A 19,551-nucleotide genomic window follows, 5' to 3' on the forward strand; every position below is an offset into this window, starting at 1 on the left:
AACGGAGGGATCTCATCCGTTTGCGTTACCGTAATCGGAAGAAGTCCCTCCAGTAGGTGGATGGGCACGCCAGCCACGCTCCCGCCCACCTCTTTGATCTTGACCCGAAGGGTGACGCATGACCGAGCTGTCCGAAAAGGCGGTGGACCGTCCCACGCAGGCGACGGCGCGCTCGGCGGAGGCGGCGATCCGCGCCCGCACGTCCCCCGGCCGCGCGAGGCTGGAGCTTCTGGCGGTCGGCCTCGCCGCGCTGATGGTGTCGATGGCGCAGGGGCTGCTGGTGCCGGTGCTGCCGATCCTGCCGGCCGAACTGCACACCAGCCAGACCAACGCCGAGTGGCTGCTGACGTCGACGCTGCTTGTCGCCGCGGTCGCCGTGCCGGTGTTCGGACGGCTGGGCGACATGTTCGGCAAGCGCCTGATGCTGCTGATCGCGGTCGCGGCGCTGACGGTCGGATCGCTGATCTGCGCGCTGACCAACGACGTCGGCCTGATGATCGCCGGCCGCGCGCTGCAGGGGGCGTCGGGAGCGGCGATTCCGCTCGGGATCAGCCTGCTCAGCTCGCTGCTGCCCCGGGAACGCGCCGGTTCGGCGATCGCGCTGATCAGCGCGATGCTCGGCGTCGGCACCGCGCTCAGCCTGCCGGTGGCCGGCGTGATCGGCGAGCATGCGGACTTCCACGTACTGTTCTGGATCACCTGCGTGGGCGGCGTGATCGCGTTCGCCAGCGTGCTCGGGCTGGTGCCCGAGGCGCCCAACCGCAGCGGCGGGCGCGTGGACCTGGTGGGAACCGCGCTGCTGAGCGCCGCCCTCGTCGCCCTCCTGCTGCCGCTGGCGGAGACCGCCAACTGGGGCTGGGGCTCCGCCCGGGTGCTCGGCCTGTTGGCGCTCGCCGTGGTGCTGCTCGTGGCGCTGGTCGTCGCCGAGCGCCGGGTCCGTGGGCCACTCGTCGACATCGCGACGCTGCGCCGCCGGCCGCTCGTCCTGACGAACCTCGCCTCGCTGCTGTTCGGGTTCGCCCTGTTCGCCTCCCTGATCGGGACGTCGTCCTACGTCCAGGCGCCCGAGGCGACCGGGTACGGCTTCGGGTCGTCGATGCTCGTCGGCGGGCTCACGCTGCTGCCCAGCGGCATCTGCATGCTCGTGCTCGCGCCGGTCTCCGCCCGGCTGGTCGCCATGCGCGGCGCCGGGCAGACCCTCGCCCTCGGCGCGATCATCGTCGCCCTCGGGTGGGGGATGCGCATCATCCTCACCGGCTCGCTCTGGGAGATCATCCTCGGCGCCTCCGTGGTCGGCATCGGCACCGGCATCGGATACGCCGCCATGCCCTCCCTCATCAACGCCTTCACCCCACCGGCGGAGATCGCCGCGGCCAACGGGATGAACACCCTGTTCCGGGCCATCGGCAGCTCGCTGGCGAGCGCCATCGGCGGCAGCATCCTCGCGGCGCAGACGATGTCCCTCGGCTCGGCCGAACTCCCCTCCCTCGCCAGCTACCGGGAGCTGTTCGCGCTCTGCGCCGGAGCCGGCATCGCGGCCGCGATCGCCGCGCTGTCCATCCAACGCCGCGGCTCAGCCGGCGATACCACCGCCTAGGTCGCCCGGCAGGTGAACAGGCTCGGATCGGCGCCCGCCCTGGTGAGCAGCGCCCGCAGGCGCAGCTGCTCGTCCGGGGCGGGCACCGACCGGTGGCTGTCGTTCTCGTCCAGGATCTCGTTCGCCGACCTCGCTGACTTCATGCTCGCCCAGCTCACCCGGGACGACCTCGTCCGCCAGGCCGTCGCCGTCACCTCGTAGTCGCCAGATCCGACGTCAGCACGCACTGGGCCGCGGCGTGGGGCCGGGCCCGGGGGGGCCCGGGCCCCCCGCGGCGGGGGGGGGGGGGGGGGGGGGGGCGCCAGTCCCGCCGTCCGCCCGCACGGGGCCGCGGCGTGGCCCGGAGCCGGGCGGCTCCGGGCCACGCGGCGCGGAGGGCTGTCGTCAGTTGCGCTCGAAATCCGCCCGGTGGGTTTCGACCCAGGAGCGAAACGGTCGGGCGGGGTGGCCGGTGATGCGTTCCACGGTGTTGTTGACGGGGGCCGCCTGGCCGATGCTCGCCGCGGCCACGTCGAGCAGGGTTTCGAGGATCGGGCGAGGCATGCGGCCCTTCGCCTGCTCGAGTGCCTGGTCGCGCGTCAGGTCATCGACGGGTATCTCGACGCCGAGCACGTCGCCGACGGTCGTGACCACGTCCCGAAGGTGGAGCGAGCGCGGTCCGGTGAGGATCTGCATCCGGGCGCGGTGGGTGCCGCGGGTGAGCAGGTCGGCGGCGACCTGCGCGACGTCGTCAGGATGGATCGGCGTGACGGTCGCGTCGCCATAGGCCATGGCCACCCGTCCGGTTGTCCGGATCTGGTCGGCCCAGTCGCGCTGGGCGTTCGTCGCCAGCCAGCTCGGGTAGAGCACAGTGTGCTCGAGACCGGCCCCGGCGACGGCCCGCTCGACCGCGCGGTGGACCAGCCCGATCGGCCGGTCGAACTCCCCGGCCTCGTAGGCCGCCGGCGAGGACAGCAGCACCAGGTAGCGCACGCCGGCCGTAGCCGCCGCCGCCAGGAACGCGTCCACCGAGCCGATGACCGGGTAGAGGAAGACCGCCTCGACGCCACGCAGCGTGTCCGCCGCGGCCGGCCCGGGGTCGGTGATGTCGAGTTCGGCCGGCTCGGCGCCGGCAGGCAGCCGTAGGGTCGTGGCGTCACGGGCCGAGCCGCGGACCGGGCAGCCGGCCGCGGCCAGCGTCGCGACCAGGCGTGACCCGAGGTTCCCGCGCGCGCCAGTGACGAGGATGGTCATAACACTCCTACGGTGAGCTACGAAGACGCGACAAATAGCGTTTGCTAGCAAAGTAGTTTTGCCGACAAAGCTAAATACGGCGAGGAGGGCGATGTCAACCGGGCCCGGGCGCGGCGGCGAGCTCGACGTGGACGAGGCGGTCCGCGCGTTGTTGCTGTTGATGCCGCAGCTGGTCGGTCGGGCCAAGCGGACACCGCCGCCGGCCGAGCTGGCCGGGCTGGCCCTCGGCCCACGGCACCTGTCGTTGCTGTCCTACCTGCTGTTCGACGGACCCATGACCGTCAATGCCCTGGCCGCGCGGTTGGAGGTGGCGCCGACGACGGTCAGCCTCATGGTCGCCGACCTCAGCCGGGGCGGAGTCGTGGAACGCCGCGAGGACCCCGACGACCGCCGACGACGGATCGTGAGCATCACCGAAGCCGGTCGCCCGGCGATCGAGGGATGGCTCGGCCGAGGCGCCACCGCATGGCGGGAGGCACTCCAGCCACTGACCCCGGCCGAGCGACGGCTGGTCGTCGACACCCTGCGTGCCTACGAACGTGCCACCGCGGGCGAGCCGCAGCCGCATGGTGAGCAGGCTCCCGCTTCCACCTCACGCTGACCGGCGACGCCCGTCCGTCGTCGTCATCAGGCCCGGCCCCGACCCCGGCCGCGGTGACCGGCGATTCCGTCGGTTGTCACCAGGCACGTCCTACGATCGGCCGTATGACCTCGCCGTTGGCCGTGCCCGCCGCCAGTGCCGTGTTGCTGCGCGACCGGCCGTCCGGGCCGGAGGTGCTGTTGCTGCGGCGCAGCCCGACGGCATCCTTCGCGCCCGGTGCGTGGGTGTTCCCCGGCGGGCGGGTCGATCCCGGCGACCTCGGCGGCGAGATTCCGGGCGGTGGGTCGGCCGAGCTGGTGGCCGCCCGCCGGGCCGCCGCGCGGGAGACGGCGGAGGAGGCGGGCATCAGCATCGACGGCGCCGAGCTGACCCCGCTGTCGCACTGGTGCCCGCCCGCCGTGGCCGCGCGTCGGTTCCTGACCTGGATGCTGCTCGGCCGGGCGCCCGAGCAGGACGTCGTCGTGGACGGCGCGGAGATCACCGAACATCGCTGGATACGCCCGGCGGACGCCCTGGCGGCGCGCGACCAGGGCATCCTCGAGCTGCTGCCACCGACCTGGGTGACGCTGTGGACGCTCGCGCCGCACGCCGGCGTCGCCGACGCCCTGACGGCCGCGGCGGGCGCACCGCCCGAGCTGTTCGAGACCCAGTTCACCCAGGTCCCCGGCGGACTACTCGCGATGTGGCACGGCGACGAGGGGTACGCCGGCCCGGCGCCCGGCGCCCGGGAGGGCGCCCGCCACCGGCTGTGGATGCTCGACACCGGCTGGCGGTACGAACGCGTGGCCTGATCCCCGGGCCGGAAACCGACAACGCAAAAAATGAGCGCGGCCGCCTGGTTCGGCGGCCGCGCTCCCGCACTTCCTGACCCTCAGCCGGACGGCGACCACGGTCCGTCTCCAGGCCGTTCGCCTTTGCTGATGCGGTGGCGCGGGTGCCGCGGCCGGCGCCGCCGTTTCGACCGGCCGAGCCAGGCTGACCAGTGCATGTTCACCCGCGCTTCATCGGTCAGTTCTACGGTTCTGGGATGACTACCGCCCATCACGTGCCCAGCTGGATCCAGCTAGCCGGGGCCCACAACGTGCGGGACCTCGGCGGGCTGCCCGCAGCCGGGGGGACCGTCCGCCCCCGCGTGCTGCTTCGCGGTGACAACCTGGACAGCCTCACCACCGAGGACATCGCGTTACTGCGTGACGACGTCGGGCTGCGTGGCGTCGTGGATCTGCGCGCGCCCTTCGAGAACCCCAAGGAGGCCGAGTGGTTCCCCCAGCTCGGCGTCACCTGGCTGCACGAGCCGCTCATGGACTTCACCGGTCTTAGCAACCAGCAGGCGATGCGCGACCGTATCGGCAACGACTACACCTCGTTCTACGGCGTCATGCTCGAGGGGTCCGGTGCCGGGTTGGCCCGTATCCTGGAGTTCCTCGTATCGGGCCCGCGCACACCCGCTCTCGTGCACTGCGCGGCCGGCAAGGACCGCACCGGCATCGTGACCTCGGTCCTGCTCGCCGTCGCCGGCGTCGAACGCGACGCGATCGTCGCGGACTACCTGGCCACGGAACAGCGGATCCAGGCGGTCCGGGAGGCGCTGGCCCAGCGGGAGGAATACCGGCACCTGCGCGAACAGGCCGCCTCGAACCAGTCCACCGGGGCCACCGGGGCCACCGGGTCCCTCGGGTCCCTCTCGCTCGACCCGCGCGCCATCATCCACGTCCTGGACACCGTCGAGGCCGCGCCCGGTGGCGTGGCCGGCTTCCTCATCGCGAACGGCGTGACCCAGGAGCAGATCGACCGCTGGCGCGAAATGATCATCGAGCCGAGCTAACCGAAGAGAACGCCGCCGTGGGTTTCCGCCCACGCCATGTGTCATCCGCGGGGCCCGGGCGGGCGCGCTGCCCGCCCGGGCCCGGCTGGACCGCGCGGGACTCGGCTGTGCGCGCACGTCGCGTGTCGCCGCCGTCGCGATTTGGCCGAATCCGCGACTGCGACGACACGGAGGTAGTGATCTGCCCGTTGACCTCAACCTCACTTGAGGTCCTACGGTGAGGGCATGATCTTCAGCGACGCCGAGCAGCGGTTTCTGCTCCGCCAGCCCCGAGGCCACCTGTCGACCATCGGACCGGACGGCGTGCCGCAGGTCAAGCCGCTCGGGTTCACCTACAACCCCGCCCTGGGAACGATTGACATCGCGGGGTACAGGATGGCCTCCAGCGCCAAGTACCGCAACGTCCAGGCCAATCCGCGGGTGGCCTTCGTCATCGACGAGGTGACCGAGGCGACCATGCAGGGCGCGCACTTCCTGGAGATCCGCGGGGTCGCCGAGATCGCGACGCTCCCGTCCGCCGACCCGCATCTCGCGGCGGAGATCATCCGGATTCACCCGCGGCGCGTGGTCGCCTACAACGTCGACCCGGACAGTCCCGGCCTGCACACGCGCGACGTCACGCACGGCGTCACGCACGACAGCGCCTGGCCGGGCCGGGTGTGAACACCATGCGCGCGATCGAGGTGGCCCGCTTCGGCGGCACGGAGGTTCTCGTTCCCACCGACCTTCCCGACCCGGTTCCCGGCCCCGGCGAGGTCCTTCTCGCCGTCACCGCCATCGACGTGATGTTCGTGGACATCCTGGTCCGGTCCGGGCTGGGCAAGGACTTCTTCCCGATCCGACCCCCTTACGTGCCAGGCAACGGCGTCGGCGGGCAGGTCGTCTCGGTGGGCGACGGCGTCGAGGACGGCTGGCTGGGACGACGGGTCATCGCCCACACGGGCGGCCCCGGCGGCTGGGGCGGCTACGCCGAGCGGGCCGTCGCCCCGGCGGACGAACTGGTCGCGGTACCCGACGGTGTCGACCCGCTCGAGGCCGTCGCGGTGCTGCACGACGGGCCCACCGCCCTGCGCATCGTCGAGCTCGCCCGCGTCGAGCCCGGGCAGCGAGTCCTGGTCCTGGGTGCCGCCGGAGCGATGGGCATCCTGCTCGTCCAGCTGCTGCGCGCCCGCGGCGCGCGGGTCGTCGGCGCGGCCCGCGGCAAGGCCAAGCTCGACGCGGTGGCGGCCGTGGGCGCCGAGGCCGTCGTCGACTACAGCCTCCCCGGCTGGACGGACCAGGTGCTGGAGGCGACGAGCGCCGCCCGCCCCGACGTGGTGCTCGACGGCGTCGGCGGCACCCTCGGCCTGGACGCCTACGGACTCGTCGCCGACGGCGGCCACTTCTCCGCCCACGGCACGCCCAGCGGATCCTTCGCCCAGGTCGATCCCGACGAGGCCCGCCGACGTGCCGTCACGATCACGGGCATCGGTGACCTGCGGATCCCGGCGGCCGAACGGACCCGGCTCGCCCGCGACCTCCTGCCCGCCCTGGGTCGTCGGCTACACCCCGTCATCGGGCAGACCTTCCCGCTCGACGAGGCGGCGCGGGCCCATGCGGCGCTGGAGAACCGGGACTCGGTCGCCAAGACCGTGCTGACCGTGGGCTGACCGTCGGCGGGACGCACACGGGCGACGCGGAAAGCCCGCGTGCCTGTCACCCGCTCGGTGGCCGCGTCACGCGGTCGGTGGCCGCGGCCCGCTCTCGCCGAGCGGGAGGACGACGGTGACCACGGCGCCGCCGTCGGGATGGTTGGCGGCGGTCACGTGGCCACCGTGGGCGGTCGCGATCGCGGCCACGATGGCGAGGCCTAGACCGGCGCCGCCGTCGACCCGGCCGCGGGCGGCGTCGGCGCGGGTGAACCGTTCGAAGGCATGCGGGAGGAAGTCCGGCGGGAAGCCCGGGCCACGATCACGAACCTCGATCATCACCGCGGGTAGCGCCGTCGCGCCGTTGGCGCTGAGGTCAGTGAGCTCGGCGCGGACGTCGATGGATGAGCCGGCGGGCGTGTGCCTGATGGCGTTGCTGAACAGGTTGTCGACGGCCTGCCGGACCCGGTCCGGGTCGGCGTGGAGGACGACGGCCTGCGTGGTGGCGAGCCGAAGCGTCGTCCCGGCGCCCTGGGCCGCGGGCATGGCGGCCTTGACGGCGCGTTCGAGAAGCGGCGTGAGAGGCATCCGCTCTCGGTAGACGAACTGGTCGGGATCGGCGTCGTAGCGGGCGAGACCGAGCAGCGTCTCGGCCAGACGGATGAGGCGGTCGGTTTCGACGGCCGCGCTGGACAGCGCCTCGGTAAGGTCCTCGCGGGTCCGACCCGGTCGCTGGGCCAGGTCCAGCTCCGCCTTGAGGTTGGTCAGCGGGGTGCGCAGCTCGTGGCCCGCGTCGGCGACAAAGGCCCGGTCGCGGGTGCGCGCGGCATGGAGGCGATCCAGCAGGTCGTTCATCGTCGCGGCCAGCGCGGCGAGCTCATCGCGGGTGGGCGGGATCTCCAGGCGGCCACCGAGGTCGGCCACGCCCAGCGCGGCGGCCTGCCGGCGCATGCGCTCGACGGGCCGCAGCGCCGCGCCGGAAAGCCACCACGCCGCCAGGGTGGACAGGGCGACCAGGGGGACGCAGGCGATCGCCATCACGTCACGGATGCGGTCCTCGGCGTCGTCGGTGATGTCCCGGGGCGCGGCGACGACAAGCACCACCGGACCGACGGACAGGACGTTGACGGGCTCCGCGAGAACTCTCGCCTTCTCCCCCTGCATTCGGACGGTGACCAGCGTCGTCCTGTGCTGGGCCGCTTGGAGGACGTCGGCGCCGACCAGCGGCCGGGTCTCGGTGCTGGGGGACGCCGCGAGCACCCGGCCGTCGGCCGTGACCAGCTGGGTGAGCGGGCTCGCGGACGCCAACGCGCGCTCGGGTGACGTGCCGGTCACGGCGATGCGGGTGCGCAGCGCCTCGGCGCGAGCCGAAAGGGTCGCGTCCAGCGACCGCCACAGACTGGCCCGCAGCTGGAGGTAGAACAGCACGCCCGCGCCGGCGAGCACGAGCGTCGTGCCCAGCCCGAACAGCGCCGCGAGCCGAATCCGAAGGGACATCGACCGACCGTTCAGGCCGCCCGGCCGCGGAGCGGTCGTTCCACGGTCCGCGTCTCGTCATCCACCAGCATGGCCGCACGATAGGACCACCGAGATGTGGATTCGATGTATGCCCGCGTCGACCCACCGTCGGCCGTTCGCTTTCCACCCTCCACCGCCGGCTTTCGGCCACGGCCGGGCCGACGTGGTCCGCCGTTGGCGCCGGTGGCGCCGGTGGCGCTCACACAGTCCTCACATCCCCGGCCCGATAACGTCCACTTCGTCATGTCAAGGCCGCGCGGCCCCTGGCGTGGGCGGCTGGCGGACGGGCTCCCGGATGCATCTCCGTACTGTGAACGGCTTCGAGGCCGTGGCCGCCTCGCCTCGCCGGCGCGGGAGCGGCGCGAGTGCGCCGGAACCAGCGGAGGATCCGATCACGTGAGTGCGATCAGTGCCGGCCAGGCCGTCGTCCTGGGGATTGTGGAAGGGCTGACGGAGTTCCTGCCGGTATCGTCCACCGGCCACCTGAAGATCACCGAAGGCCTGATGAACATACCGGTCGACGACAACTCGGTCGTCGGTTTCACGGCGGTGATCCAGGCGGGCGCGATCCTGGCCGTGCTCGTGTACTTCTTCAGCGATATCCGGCGCTTCGCCGTCGCCTGGGGGCGTGGCCTCGCCAGCGCGCCCGCCCGGCGCGACCCCGACTACTCGTTCGCCTGGTGGGTCATCCTCGCGACCATCCCGGTCGTGCTCGTCGGGCTCGCGGCCAAGTCGCTCATCGACGGCCCGCTCGGCTCGCTGTGGGTGGTGGCCGGCTCGCTGCTGGTCGGCAGCGCGTACATGTGGGCGGGTGACCGTTTCGGTCGACACAAGCGCGGCGAGGGGGACATCCGGCTACCCGACGCGATGATCGTCGGCTCGTCCCAGATCCTCGCGCTGCTGTTTCCCGGGTTCTCGCGGTCCGGCGCCACCATCACCACCGGCCTCTTCCGCGACCTTGACCGGGTCGCCGCCACCCGGCTGTCGTTCTTCCTCTCGATACCGGCGTTGACGGGCGCGGGGCTGTACGAGCTGAAGGACGCCACCAGTGGCTCGGTGTCCACCACCGCCCTCGCGGTGGGAACCCTGGTGTCCTTCGTCGTCGCCTACGCCTCGATCGCCTGGCTGCTGAGGTTCGTCGCCGGCCACACCTTCCGCGCGTTCGTCGTCTACCGCGTGGTCATCGGCGTGCTCCTGTTCGGGCTTCTCGCCACGGGCGCCCTGAACGCCTGACCGCCGCGCGGGCCGGAGCCAGCCAGGCCCGGATCCGTTCCCCCGGCGGGCCGCTCGTCGGGCTCGGGCCCCGGCCGCCGCCAACGGCGCCCGCCCAGCCGGCCCGTCGGACAGTCGCCACCGACCCCGCCCAGTCGTTGTTCCCAGGCCCACCCCTCAGCATCGTTCTCGAAGGGACATCCACCATGCCAGGCCCACTGGCCGTCAACTTTCTTGACCCAGCTTCGCTCGCCTCGACCTTTGGCCTGACCGGGCTCATCCTGATCATCTTCGCCGAGACCGGCCTGCTCATAGGGTTCTTCCTGCCCGGCGACTCGCTCCTTTTCCTCGCCGGCGCCTACAGCGCGACCGCCGCCACCGGTGACCGCCCGCATTTCAACATCGGCGCCGTGCTGGTCGGTGTCGCCGTGGCGGCGCTTCTCGGCGCGCAGACGGGCTATTTCATCGGCCGGCGGACCGGCCCCAGGCTGTTCAACCGACCGGACTCCCGGCTGTTCAAGCAGGAGAACGTCGCCCGGGCCCAGGAGTTCCTCGAGCGATACGGCTACGGAAAGTCGATCATCCTGGCACGGTTCGTCCCGATCGTCCGCACCTTCATGAACCCGGTCGCCGGTGTCATCGGCGTCCCGGCCCGCACCTTCCTGCTTTACAACATCGTCGGCGGCCTGGTGTGGTCTGTGGGCGTGACGCTGCTCGGGTACGGCCTCGGCCGGTCGGTTCCGATCGACCACTACATCATCCCCATCACCCTGGTCATCGTCCTGCTCTCGGCCATCCCGGTCCTGCGGGAGCTGGCCAGCCGGCGCTCGGCCAGCGGCAGGCACCGCTCCCCCGAGCACGCCGAGGACACCGACCCCCGGCCGACCCGCTGAGCTCGGGCGCGAAATCGCCGAAACCAGTCGGGCCACCGGGCGCGCCGCTCCCACGCGCCCAGGCGTCCGCGCCTCCAGGAGTCCATAACCTCCAGGCGCCTACGCGCCGCCGCGGTGTTCGGAGGGCTGGGGGCCGAGGGGAAGCACCCGGGGCGCGCCGAGCAGGTAGGCGAGCGCGACGGCGGCGATCGTCTCCGCCGTGAGCAGGCCCGTCAGGATGACGATCTGGAAGCGGGCCGCGTCCCCGGGGCTCGCCCCACCCAGCAGCGCCCCGACGAACGCCCCGGGCAGGGTCACCAGTCCCGTGGTGCGGGTCTGGTCCAGCGCGGGCACCAGCGCCTCACCGACCGACCTGCGGGCGATCGGCGCGCAGGCCTGCCGGGGCGTGGCACCGAGCGCGAGCCAGCCCTCGACCTCGTCACGACGTTGCGCCAGCCCGTCGGCAAGCCGGCGGCCGACCAGGGTGCAGGCCGTCATCGTGCCGCCGAAGACGCTGCCGGACAGCGCGATCAGGTGGCGCGTAGACAGGTCGAGAACCGGAACCGCGAACACGATGCCCAGCGTGACCGCGGCGCCGGCCACACACGAGCCTGCGACGGCCAGGAACGGCCGCCGGAAGGCCGTCAGCCTGCGCGTGGAGGTGATCACGGCGGCGCCCAGCATCACGGCCAACGCCGCCGCGGCGGCCGGCGGGGCCGAGAACACCCCACGCAGCGCGAGGCTGACGAGCGCGAGCTGGACGACCGCGCGCACCACCGCCGTCACCGCCGCCGCGGCCCCGTCGACCCGCGCCCACAACAGGCACCCGACCGCCACCGCGAGAAGGCACCCAAGCCCGACAATCATGCGTACGTCCACCGGCACCGACGAGATTCTCCTCGCGCTGGCGGGCAGCGAACCGGCACGCCCGGCGCCGCACTGGCCGGGTGCACATCGAATTCACATCTTGGTGGTCCTATCGTGCGGCCATGCGGGTGCTGGTTGTCGAGGACGAGACGCGCACCGCCGCGTTGCTGCGCCGGGGGCTGACCGAGGAGGGGTTCGCCGTCGACATCGTCGCGGACGGCGCCGACGCGGTGTGGCAGGCCAGCGAGGTCGCCTACGACGTGATTGTTCTCGACCTGATGCTGCCGGGGCTCGACGGGTTCGAGGTGTGCAAGCGCCTGCGGGCCGCCGGCCGCTGGGCCCCGGTGCTGATGCTCTCGGCCCGAGGTGACGTCACCGACCGGGTCCGCGGGCTGAACGTCGGCGCCGACGACTACCTGCCCAAGCCCTTCAGTTTCGACGAGCTCTCGGCCCGGGTACGGGCGCTGATCCGGCGCGGATCCCACGAACGCCCCGTCGTGCTCGACGTCAGCGGGCTGCGCCTGGACCCGGCGGGCCGGGCCGCGAGCCGCGACGGCGTCGGCCTGGACCTGTCCCCGAAGGAGTTCGCGCTCCTGGAGTACCTGATGCGCCATCCCGGCGAGGTCCTCAGCCGCACGGCCATCCTCGAACACGTCTGGGACTTCGCCTACGACGGCACCTCCAACGTGGTCGACCAGTACATCGCCTATCTCCGACGCAAGATCGACAAACCGTTCGGGGTCTCGCAGCTGGAAACAGTGCGCGGGGCCGGCTATCGGCTGAGGACGAGCGCCCAGGCCGACTGACCCACCGACACGGCGCTGGTCACAGCTTGTTCGGATGAAGTCACGGGCACGCTGTCGACGGCAGGGGAGCCCGGGTGCGGGCCGGTGCGCGACCGGGCTCGATCGTGAACATGCACTTCGGCCATCCGGGAACGGTCCGCGCGTTTCCTCGGATCGTCGCGAACCTGCGCGCGGCCGGTCTGGCTCCGGTCCTGGTGCACGACCTCCTCGCCTGACCTGCCCCCTGGCCGCACGCGGCGGCGGGCCAGGTGGGCACGGGCGTCGAGGCCCGGCGTCGGGAGCCGGCGTCGACGGCGCCGTGGCCGTCCTCACAGCTCCCGCAGCAGGGTCAGGGCGGGGCGGCGAGCGAGGTGGCTTGCCACGACGGCAACGCCGAAGAGGGTGACGACGGCGGCCGCGAGGGCGCCGAGAAGGTAGGCCCAGGGCACCGCGAGCGCCGACGGCGGCGGGTCGAAGACGCCGGTGAGGACCTTGGCCAGCATGAGGGACAGACTGGCGCCGGTCGCGACGCCGGCGACCAGCCCCCCGATGGACACGGCCGCCGCCTCGCTGAGGATCATGGCGCGCAGGTGCCGCGGACGCGCGCCGAGCGCGGTGGCCAGGGCGAAGGTGCGCCGGCGCTCGCTCAGGCCGAGCCCGAAGACCAGGCCGCCGGCGGCCGCGGCGAGCACCAGGGCGAAGGCGAGCTCGACGCGGGTCAGGCCGGCGAGGTCGACCGAGGTCAGGCTGGAGCCGACGCTCCCCCGCACGGTCGCGATGTCGGTGACGGTGGCGGCCGACCCGAGCAGGGACGCCGCCGTGTGCGCCACCGCCGTTGTGTGGTGCCCGCCGGTGTCGATCAGGAACGCTCCGGCGGCGCCGTTCCCGGTCCGCTGGGCGACGTAGTCGGCGTTGGCGACGAAGAAGCTGTCCTTCGGCGCCGTCGGGAACTCGGTCACGACGCCGACGTACCGGAACCGGACGGGAACCTGGCGGCCGGAGCCTCCCTCGAGCAGCCGCAGGGTCAGCGGGTCACCCGGCGAGAGCTGGTAGTCCTTGACCGTCTCGGCCGAGACGAGGATGGCATCCGGCTCGGTCGCGAGCCGGTGGATCAGGTCGGCGGCGGTGCCGCCGCGGAAGTAGGCGTCCCGCAGCGCCGTGGCGCGCGTGATGGTGCCCGGCCGCACGCCGTAGAGGTCCTGCAGGTCGGGGCCGATGTAGGCGAACCGGTGCTGGATCGGTTCGACGGCGCGCACGCCGTCGATGGCCGCGAGCCGGTCGGCGAGGCCCGCGGGCGGCGTCGTGCCCGGCACGGGGGTGGCGGTGACGTCGGCCCCGTTGGTGAGCTGGGCGTCGACCTCGGCCTGCTGCCGGTAGGTGGCGTTGAACACGGCGGTCGAGACCGCGAAGGACAGTGCCAGGGCGAGCAGCACGACCGCCCTGGCCAGCGGGCGGCGCTGCCGGGCCATGCCGCTGGCGATCGTCGCGTACAGCCGGCCGGTGAACGGGCGCAGCGCGGCGGCGACGACCCGGCGCCCGGGACCGAGGAGCAGGTCGCTGACCCGCCACGCCAACAGGCCCGCGCCGAGCCAGAGCAGCGCCGGGCCGGCGAACGCCCAGTACGAGACCGAGAGGGTGGGCACCCCTTCCGGGGCAACGACCAGCTGGTACCCGTTGCGGCTGGTCGCCGAGAACACCAGGCCGGCGACGAACAGCAGCACGGCGTCGAGGCCGTACCGCGCCCACAGCGGATACCGCGGCGCGGCCAGCCGCCGGCGGGACGCCGCGACGGTTAGGACCCGCGCGTCGCGCCCGGCGGGGACCAGGATCGTGAGGAGTGCGACGAGCAGTCCCGCGCCGGCCGCCGCCGCGCCCCAGGCGAGCGCGGCACCGGTGGTCGTTCCGAACCGGACGGTCCCGAAGGCGGCCACTCCGACCAGCGCGGCCGCCGCGAGACCCAGTACGGCGCCGAGCGTGGCGACCACGCCCGCCTCCGTGGCGGCCAGCCGGGTCAGCTGCCGGGCCGTCGCGCCTCGCGCCCGCAGCAGTCCCTGCTCGAGGCGGCGCCGATCGCCGCCCGCCGCGGCGATGACGGCGGTGAGCAGGGCCGCGAGGATCGCGCCGGGCAGCCCCAGGAACAGGAACAGCACCTGGGCGTAGGCGGCGTCCTGGCGGGCGGCGTCGAGCGTGGCGGCCAGGTTGTCGCCGACGATCGCGGCGCCGGCGGCGCGGGCGAGGACGTTGTTCGAGGCCCGGGTCGCGGCGGTGTAGGCCGCGGCCGGGTCGGCGGGCAGCGCGCGGGCCGTGGCGACATGGAACTGGGTCGTCACCAGGTCCGGCCGAGCCGCGGCGAGCGGTACGAAGTCCTGTTGCCACTCGTCCTGGGAAAGCAGCAGGACGTTGTCCGGTGGAGCGGCCCGCTGCGCGGTCGGGGGGGCGCCGACCACCTGGAACAGCGAGTCCGCCAGCGGCAGCTCGACCACGCCGGCGATCCGGGCCTGGACCGGGGGCAGCCCGGCCCGGCCGATGGTGACGACGTCCCCCGGCCCGGCGTGCAGGTTCGCCGCGGCCTGCTGGGCGAGCACCGGCCCGTCCAGCGTGCCGGTGAGCAGGCGCAGCTCGCCCGGGAAGGTCCGCTGGTAGCCCGCGCCGAGGCCCAGCACGACGCCCGGCCCGGTGGTCTGGGTGGAGCCCTGGGTGTCGGCTGACAGCCCGGTGCTGGTCGCGAACCCGACGGGCACGGACGCGGCGACGGTGGGTGTGTCCTGCAGGAGCCGTTCGACTTCCCCCGTGCCGGCGCCGGGCTGCACCTAGACCTGCCAGTCCACCGAGACGCCGTGCACCGCGCGGGAGGTCATCGTCGCCTTCGAGTGCGTCAGGAACGCGCCCAGCGAGGCCAGCAGCGCGACGGCGATCGCCACGCCGAGCGCGGCGGCGACGAGCCGGCCGGCGCGGCGGCGCAGCGAGCCGAGGAGCCAGAGGCGGATCATCTCGTCACCTGCCCGGCGGGATCGGCCGCCGCGCTGGCCGTGACGAGGCCGCCGTCGCGCATGACCCACTGTCGGGACAGCCGGCCGGCGATGGCCCGGTCGTGCGTGGAGATCAGCAGGGCGGCGCCGGTCTGCTCACAGGCGGCGAGCAGCGCGGTGAGGAGCGCGGTGGCGGTGGCGTGGTCCAGGTGTCCCGTCGGCTCGTCCGCGAGAATGAGGCGGGGCCGGCATGCCAACGCGCGGGCGACGGCGACCCGCTGGGCCTGTCCGCCGGAGAGCTCGTCCGGCACCCGCGCGGCGAGGAAGCCGATGTCCACGGCCCGCAGGGCGGCGTGTGCCCGCCGGGTGGCCTTGGCGGGGTCGGTGTTCGCCAGCAGCAGCGGCAGCATCACGTTCTCGACGACGTCGAGCGAGGGGATCAGGCTCGGCGCCTGGAAGATGGTGCCGACACGTCCGGAGAACCGAACGGGTGACCGCCGAGGCCGGGCCAGCTGATCGTCCCGGCCGTCGGGGGCACAAGGCCGCCGAGCAGGTGCAGCAGGGTGGACTTGCCCGAACCGGACGGTCCGGTGACGGCGATCTGGTCGCGCGGCCGGATCTGGACGCTCACGCCATGGACGGCGACGACTGCCGACGGCCCCGCGCCGAAGGTGCACGCCAGCTCGTGACAGTCCACCAGGACGGCCTGCTGGGGAACGGTCCGCTTGGGCGAGGTCTCGGCCAGCGTGGTGTCGACCAGCCCCGCCTTGACAGGCCCCGCGTCCATCGACGGCGCGGCGGTCGACGTTGGATCGGTCGACGGACCACCGGCCGACGTGACGCTCACGTCGGGTTTCATGCCTTTTCGCCCCCATCCGGCTGGTACGTCCTGGTGGGTCACGGATCGAGCCTTCCGTCGGTGAGCGACACGGTGCGGTCGGCCGCGGCCGCGACCGCTGGGCTGTGACTGGCGATGACGACCGCCAGACCGGCGCGGGCGCGGGCACGCAGCAGCTCGAGGACGGCGCGCTCGGTGGCGAGGTCGAGCTCGCCCGTCGGCTCGTCGGCGAGCAGCACGACCGGGTCGTTGGCGAGGGCGACCGCCAGTCCGGCGCGGGCCAGCTCGCCGCCGGAGAGCTCGGCGGGGTAGGCGCCGCCGCGACGGCCGATGCCGAGCTGGTCGAGGAGATCGTCCACCGGCGTGGCCACCGGGCCGTGCACAAGCCGGCGCACGAGCTGGATGTTCCGCGCGACGGTGAGGTGCGCCAGCAGGTTGGCACTCTGGAACAGCAGTCCGACGAGACTGGCGCGCAGGCGCGCCCGCTCGGCTTCGAGGCGATGGCTCAGGCGGCGGCCGGCGACGGTGACCGTGCCGCCGTCGGGTTCGTCGATGCCGGCCAGACAGGCCAGCAGCGTCGACTTCCCCGAGCCGGACGGGCCCGTCCCCGGGCGCCACGGCGAGCGACACGCCTTGCAGGGCCAGCGTCTCCTCGTCGCCGGCCCGGAAGAAGCGATACAACGACGCGGCCCGCAGCACGACGGGATCCGGGCGGGCGTCCACCGACGCGGTCACGACGGCCTCGGCTCTCAGCGCCAGCGAAACGAGTCGGTGACCTGCCGCCACGGATCGACGTTGTCCGATCCGACGGGTCCGGCGAGCGTCAGGGCCACCTCGGTTCCGGCCTGGAAGAACTCGTAGCGCTCGACGTCCTCGACCGCCACCTTCCCCGTGACCGGGTTCGGGGGCGAGTAGGCGCGGTAGGTCATCAGCACCGCCGGCCCGGCCTTGCGCCGCACAGTGCCGACGACCTTGCCGTCCGCGAAGCCCTGGCTGGCGGCCTGGACGGCGGGCAGCTCGGTCGCCTTCGCGTAGGCGACCGGGTCGCTCGGCGCGGCCTTCGCGACCGTGATGGTGATCATGTTGTACTTGTCCGTGAACGTCGCGCCGCCCGTCGCGGTGGTGCGGGCCCAGCCTTCGGGAACCTCGACGCTGTAGGGCGCGCCCGCCGGCGCGTATGTGACGAACGCCTGCGAGTCGGGGATGTCGCCGGCGGGGTTGGACTCCGTCTCGGGCGCGGCCGGTATCGAGGAGCCGGAGCCGCCGCCGGGCGTCGAGGATGCGGGCGCGACCGTTGCCGGGGTGACTGAGCCGCCTGGCGAGGGGGCTGCTGTCGGCGTGGAACCGCTGGAACTACATGCGGTCACCGCCAGCGCGGCGGTCGCCACGCACGCCGCGATCCGTGCCCGCCTGGGATGCGCCAACGCCATCGCCTGGCCCCTTTCCTCGGTCGTCGTATGCCTCGGGCAGCGACGCTAGGCAGGGCTGGGGAAGGCGACTGCTCGGCGAGGGTAAGCGGCTGGCAAACGGACGCGGCACCGGCCGCCGGTGCGCGACGCTGGCCATAGCGTCGTAGCCCTCGGCTGGCGGTTCCCGACGGAGGTGAGCGTGCGCGCACGGGTGGTCGCCCTGGCCGTACGGTCGGCGGCGGTGGCGATCGGGCTGTTCGCCGTCCCGCTCGCCGTGGCGGTCGCGCTGTATGTCGTGAGTCAGGAGCACAGCGAGCTGCAGCGGGCCGCCGACACCGCCGCGGTCGCCGTGACCGGCGACCTGACCGTCGGGTCCGCGCCGACCCTCTCGGCCGACTCCGATGCCCGGATCAGCGTGTACCGCGTCGACGGCCGCCGGGTGTACGGCGCCGGGCCGGTCCTCGCCCCGCCGATCGTCGGGGGCGCGCTCGCCGGCCACGGCGCCTCCGCCGTCCTCGACGGGAGCTACGCGGTCGCGGTCCCGGTGAGCGACGGCGACGCCGTCTCCGGGGCCGTGCTCGCCACCGTCGGCCGCGCCGACGCCTACCAGCGCATCGGGCTGGCCTGGGCCGCGATGGCGGTTCTGGGAGCGGCCGCGCTCGCCGCCGCCTGGTTCCTCGCACGACGCCTGTCCCACCGGCTCGCGGGGCCGGTGGAGGCGCTGCGCGCGGCGGCGGACGGGCTCGGCGACGGGGACTTCAGTGTCCGCGCGGCGGGCAGCGACATCGCCGAGCTCGACTCGCTGGCCGCGTCGCTGAACAAGACCGCTGGGCGCCTGGGAACCCTGCTCGAACGCGAGCGCGCCTTCGCCGCCGATCTGTCCCACCAGCTGCGCACGCCCCTGACCGGCCTGCGCCTCACGCTCGAGACCGCCGCCGCCGAGCCGGACGCCGACCGGGACCAGGCCCTCGCCACCGCCCTGGCCGCCGCGGACCGCCTGGACGTCACCATCAGCGACCTGCTCGCCCTCACCCGCGACACCGCGCGCGGCGGCGATCCGGTCGACCTCACCCGTCTGCTTGAGGAGATCCGGCAGCGATGGCACGGCCCGCTCGCGGCGCGCGGCCGGCCGCTGCGGGTGCTGCCGCTACTGGACGCGGCCCAGCCGCGCATGTCGCACGCCTGTGCCCGTCAGATCGCCGAGGTCCTGCTCGACAACGCCAGCACCCACGGCCGTGGCACGGTCACCGTCCGCCTGCGCGAGATCGCCGGTTCCGTCGCGCTGGAGGTCAGCGACGAGGGGCGAGCGCTGGCCGGCGAGACCGCCGACCTGTTCAGCCGGCGCTCGACGCGGGCCGCCGGAACCGGCATCGGCCTGGCGCTCGCCCGCAGTCTCGCGCTCGCCGAGGGCGCCCGGCTCACCGTGACCCACCGCGCGCCGCCGACCTTCACGCTGTTCATGGCCGCGGACGACGACGGCCCCTGAGCACGTCGCCTACACGGGCTCCATCCGGTACCCGCGGCCGCGCACCGTCACGATCTCGGGCGCGGGCACGGCCGCCTGCCGCGTCGCGGCGGCAAGCTTGGCGCGCAGCGCCGACACGTGCACGTCCAGCGTCTTCGTCGACCCGAACCAGTGCTCGTCCCACACGTCCCGCATCAACGCGTCGCGCGTCACGACCCGGCCCGGATCGGACGCCAGCCGCGCCAGCAGGTCGAACTCCTTCGCCCGCAACTCGATCTCGACCTCGGCCAGCCACGCGCGCCGGGCCGGCCCGTCCACGCGCAGCGCGCCGACGCTCAGCCGCCGCGCAGCCGCGACCATCGCGCTCCCGCGCCGCAGATGCGCGCGAATCCGCGCCGCGAGCTCGGCCGAGCGAAACGGTTTCGTCAGATAGTCGTCGGCCCCCGCCTCCAACCCGACGACGACATCGATCTCCTCATCCCGGGCGGTGAGGATCACGATCACCGATCCGGGCAGCCGAGCCCGGATGTCGCGGCACAGCTCGATGCCGTCCCGGTCCGGCAGCCCCAGATCGAGCAGAACGAGGTCGAAGGAGACGCGCCGAACCGCGGTCATGGCGTCGGCACCCGTCGGTGCCAGGGTGACCGAGTGGCGGTACGAGCGCAGGGCGGCCTCGAGCGCACCACCGATGGTCGCGTCGTCCTCCACCACCAGAAGCTCCGCCACCACGCA

22 protein-coding genes are annotated in these 19,551 nt (G+C 73.4%); 11 read left to right on the plus strand and 11 right to left on the minus strand.

What is annotated here, in order from left to right:
- Window positions 1–118 precede the first annotated feature (118 nt).
- Window positions 119–1,597, plus strand: coding sequence for an MFS transporter (locus tag QOZ89_RS34065; RefSeq protein WP_312627888.1), 1,479 nt, complete (start codon window positions 119–121; stop codon window positions 1,595–1,597).
- Here QOZ89_RS34065 and QOZ89_RS34070 read toward each other — a convergent pair.
- On the minus strand, window positions 1,594–1,740 hold the full coding sequence (locus tag QOZ89_RS34070) for a hypothetical protein (RefSeq protein WP_198543463.1): 147 nt from the start codon (window positions 1,738–1,740) through the stop codon (window positions 1,594–1,596). The two genes, QOZ89_RS34065 and QOZ89_RS34070, sit on opposite strands and share 4 nt — an antisense overlap.
- Window positions 1,741–1,981: 241 nt before the next feature.
- Window positions 1,982–2,830, minus strand: coding sequence for an NAD(P)H-binding protein (locus QOZ89_RS34075; protein WP_071051936.1), 849 nt, complete (start codon window positions 2,828–2,830; stop codon window positions 1,982–1,984).
- Window positions 2,831–2,921: 91 nt separating this feature from the next.
- On the opposite strand from QOZ89_RS34075, the gene QOZ89_RS34080 reads away from it, so the two are divergent.
- The 5 genes from QOZ89_RS34080 (at window position 2,922) to QOZ89_RS34100 (ending at window position 6,905) form a co-directional block, all read left to right on the plus strand.
- On the plus strand, window positions 2,922–3,431 hold the full coding sequence (locus QOZ89_RS34080) for a MarR family winged helix-turn-helix transcriptional regulator (protein WP_071051935.1): 510 nt from the start codon (window positions 2,922–2,924) through the stop codon (window positions 3,429–3,431).
- Between the two features lie 104 nt (window positions 3,432–3,535).
- Entirely contained in the window at window positions 3,536–4,222 is a 687-nt protein-coding gene (locus tag QOZ89_RS34085) for an NUDIX hydrolase (RefSeq protein WP_071051934.1), read from the plus strand.
- Between the two features lie 236 nt (window positions 4,223–4,458).
- Window positions 4,459–5,256, plus strand: coding sequence for a tyrosine-protein phosphatase (locus tag QOZ89_RS34090; protein WP_312627892.1), 798 nt, complete (start codon window positions 4,459–4,461; stop codon window positions 5,254–5,256).
- A gap of 225 nt (window positions 5,257–5,481) precedes the next feature.
- Entirely contained in the window at window positions 5,482–5,919 is a 438-nt protein-coding gene (locus tag QOZ89_RS34095; protein ID WP_071051933.1) for a PPOX class F420-dependent oxidoreductase, read from the plus strand.
- Window positions 5,920–5,924: 5 nt separating this feature from the next.
- Complete coding sequence (locus QOZ89_RS34100; protein WP_312627897.1) at window positions 5,925–6,905, plus strand: zinc-binding dehydrogenase; 981 nt, start codon at window positions 5,925–5,927, stop codon at window positions 6,903–6,905.
- A 66-nt stretch (window positions 6,906–6,971) separates the two neighbouring features.
- Here the strand turns inward: QOZ89_RS34100 and QOZ89_RS34105 are convergent, their stop codons facing one another.
- On the minus strand, window positions 6,972–8,381 hold the full coding sequence (locus QOZ89_RS34105; RefSeq protein ID WP_071051932.1) for a sensor histidine kinase: 1,410 nt from the start codon (window positions 8,379–8,381) through the stop codon (window positions 6,972–6,974).
- 417 nt (window positions 8,382–8,798) lie between these two features.
- On the opposite strand from QOZ89_RS34105, the gene QOZ89_RS34110 reads away from it, so the two are divergent.
- Together QOZ89_RS34110 and QOZ89_RS34115 are read left to right on the plus strand one after the other, a co-directional pair.
- Window positions 8,799–9,635: an undecaprenyl-diphosphate phosphatase gene (locus QOZ89_RS34110; protein WP_071051930.1), complete on the plus strand. Its 837-nt coding sequence runs from the start codon at window positions 8,799–8,801 to the stop codon at window positions 9,633–9,635.
- A 185-nt stretch (window positions 9,636–9,820) separates the two neighbouring features.
- Window positions 9,821–10,507, plus strand: coding sequence for a DedA family protein (locus QOZ89_RS34115; protein WP_071051929.1), 687 nt, complete (start codon window positions 9,821–9,823; stop codon window positions 10,505–10,507).
- Window positions 10,508–10,606: 99 nt separating this feature from the next.
- Here the strand turns inward: QOZ89_RS34115 and QOZ89_RS34120 are convergent, their stop codons facing one another.
- Window positions 10,607–11,371, minus strand: coding sequence for an ABC transporter permease (locus tag QOZ89_RS34120; RefSeq protein WP_312627901.1), 765 nt, complete (start codon window positions 11,369–11,371; stop codon window positions 10,607–10,609).
- Between the two features lie 104 nt (window positions 11,372–11,475).
- Here QOZ89_RS34120 and QOZ89_RS34125 point away from each other — a divergent pair, with 104 nt between their 5' ends.
- Complete coding sequence (locus QOZ89_RS34125) at window positions 11,476–12,159, plus strand: response regulator transcription factor (RefSeq protein ID WP_071051927.1); 684 nt, start codon at window positions 11,476–11,478, stop codon at window positions 12,157–12,159.
- 74 nt (window positions 12,160–12,233) lie between these two features.
- Window positions 12,234–12,374, plus strand: coding sequence for a polysaccharide deacetylase family protein (locus QOZ89_RS34130; protein WP_241842131.1), 141 nt, complete (start codon window positions 12,234–12,236; stop codon window positions 12,372–12,374).
- A 93-nt stretch (window positions 12,375–12,467) separates the two neighbouring features.
- Here the strand turns inward: QOZ89_RS34130 and QOZ89_RS34135 are convergent, their stop codons facing one another.
- The 6 genes from QOZ89_RS34135 to QOZ89_RS34160 are packed head-to-tail and all read right to left on the minus strand — an operon-like array spanning window position 12,468 to window position 17,375.
- Window positions 12,468–14,948, minus strand: coding sequence for an FtsX-like permease family protein (locus QOZ89_RS34135; RefSeq protein WP_312627903.1), 2,481 nt, complete (start codon window positions 14,946–14,948; stop codon window positions 12,468–12,470).
- Complete coding sequence (locus QOZ89_RS34140; protein ID WP_312627904.1) at window positions 14,949–15,128, minus strand: hypothetical protein; 180 nt, start codon at window positions 15,126–15,128, stop codon at window positions 14,949–14,951.
- On the minus strand, window positions 15,125–15,619 hold the full coding sequence (locus QOZ89_RS34145; protein WP_312627941.1) for an ATP-binding cassette domain-containing protein: 495 nt from the start codon (window positions 15,617–15,619) through the stop codon (window positions 15,125–15,127). The genes QOZ89_RS34140 and QOZ89_RS34145 overlap by 4 nt, the downstream gene beginning before the upstream one ends.
- Entirely contained in the window at window positions 15,547–15,954 is a 408-nt protein-coding gene (locus QOZ89_RS34150) for an ATP-binding cassette domain-containing protein (protein ID WP_312627907.1), read from the minus strand. The genes QOZ89_RS34145 and QOZ89_RS34150 overlap by 73 nt, the downstream gene beginning before the upstream one ends.
- A 50-nt stretch (window positions 15,955–16,004) precedes the next feature.
- Window positions 16,005–16,652: an ABC transporter ATP-binding protein gene (locus QOZ89_RS34155; RefSeq protein WP_312627942.1), complete on the minus strand. Its 648-nt coding sequence runs from the start codon at window positions 16,650–16,652 to the stop codon at window positions 16,005–16,007.
- 42 nt (window positions 16,653–16,694) lie between these two features.
- The gene (locus tag QOZ89_RS34160) at window positions 16,695–17,375 is read right to left on the minus strand and encodes a hypothetical protein (RefSeq protein ID WP_071051925.1); all 681 of its coding nucleotides are present in this window, start codon (window positions 17,373–17,375) and stop codon (window positions 16,695–16,697) included.
- 178 nt (window positions 17,376–17,553) lie between these two features.
- Between QOZ89_RS34160 and QOZ89_RS34165 the strand changes: the two genes are divergently transcribed.
- Window positions 17,554–18,840 (plus strand): HAMP domain-containing sensor histidine kinase, encoded by a 1,287-nt coding sequence (locus tag QOZ89_RS34165; protein ID WP_071051924.1) that lies wholly within the window; start codon window positions 17,554–17,556, stop codon window positions 18,838–18,840.
- A 9-nt stretch (window positions 18,841–18,849) separates the two neighbouring features.
- Here QOZ89_RS34165 and QOZ89_RS34170 read toward each other — a convergent pair whose 3' ends face one another.
- Window positions 18,850–19,548, minus strand: a complete 699-nt coding sequence (locus QOZ89_RS34170) for a response regulator transcription factor (protein WP_241842128.1) — start codon at window positions 19,546–19,548, stop codon at window positions 18,850–18,852.
- Between the last annotated feature and the right edge of the window lie 3 nt (window positions 19,549–19,551).

Source organism: Pseudofrankia coriaricola, from assembly GCF_032027725.1.
Taxonomy (GTDB): domain Bacteria; phylum Actinomycetota; class Actinomycetes; order Frankiales; family Frankiaceae; genus Pseudofrankia.

What these genes read in the sequence shown, in the direction of transcription:
- QOZ89_RS34065 (WP_312627888.1), top strand. Translation starts at nt 119, where the DNA reads ATGACCGAGCTGTCCGAAAAGGCGGTGGACCGTCCCACGCAGGCGACG.
- QOZ89_RS34070 (WP_198543463.1), bottom strand. Translation starts at nt 1,740, where the DNA reads ATGAAGTCAGCGAGGTCGGCGAACGAGATCCTGGACGAGAACGACAGC.
- QOZ89_RS34075 (WP_071051936.1), bottom strand. Translation starts at nt 2,830, where the DNA reads ATGACCATCCTCGTCACTGGCGCGCGCGGGAACCTCGGGTCACGCCTG.
- QOZ89_RS34080 (WP_071051935.1), top strand. Translation starts at nt 2,922, where the DNA reads ATGTCAACCGGGCCCGGGCGCGGCGGCGAGCTCGACGTGGACGAGGCG.
- QOZ89_RS34085 (WP_071051934.1), top strand. Translation starts at nt 3,536, where the DNA reads ATGACCTCGCCGTTGGCCGTGCCCGCCGCCAGTGCCGTGTTGCTGCGC.
- QOZ89_RS34090 (WP_312627892.1), top strand. Translation starts at nt 4,459, where the DNA reads ATGACTACCGCCCATCACGTGCCCAGCTGGATCCAGCTAGCCGGGGCC.
- QOZ89_RS34095 (WP_071051933.1), top strand. Translation starts at nt 5,482, where the DNA reads ATGATCTTCAGCGACGCCGAGCAGCGGTTTCTGCTCCGCCAGCCCCGA.
- QOZ89_RS34100 (WP_312627897.1), top strand. Translation starts at nt 5,925, where the DNA reads ATGCGCGCGATCGAGGTGGCCCGCTTCGGCGGCACGGAGGTTCTCGTT.
- QOZ89_RS34105 (WP_071051932.1), bottom strand. Translation starts at nt 8,381, where the DNA reads ATGTCCCTTCGGATTCGGCTCGCGGCGCTGTTCGGGCTGGGCACGACG.
- QOZ89_RS34115 (WP_071051929.1), top strand. Translation starts at nt 9,821, where the DNA reads ATGCCAGGCCCACTGGCCGTCAACTTTCTTGACCCAGCTTCGCTCGCC.
- QOZ89_RS34125 (WP_071051927.1), top strand. Translation starts at nt 11,476, where the DNA reads ATGCGGGTGCTGGTTGTCGAGGACGAGACGCGCACCGCCGCGTTGCTG.
- QOZ89_RS34140 (WP_312627904.1), bottom strand. Translation starts at nt 15,128, where the DNA reads ATGATCCGCCTCTGGCTCCTCGGCTCGCTGCGCCGCCGCGCCGGCCGG.
- QOZ89_RS34160 (WP_071051925.1), bottom strand. Translation starts at nt 17,375, where the DNA reads ATGGCGTTGGCGCATCCCAGGCGGGCACGGATCGCGGCGTGCGTGGCG.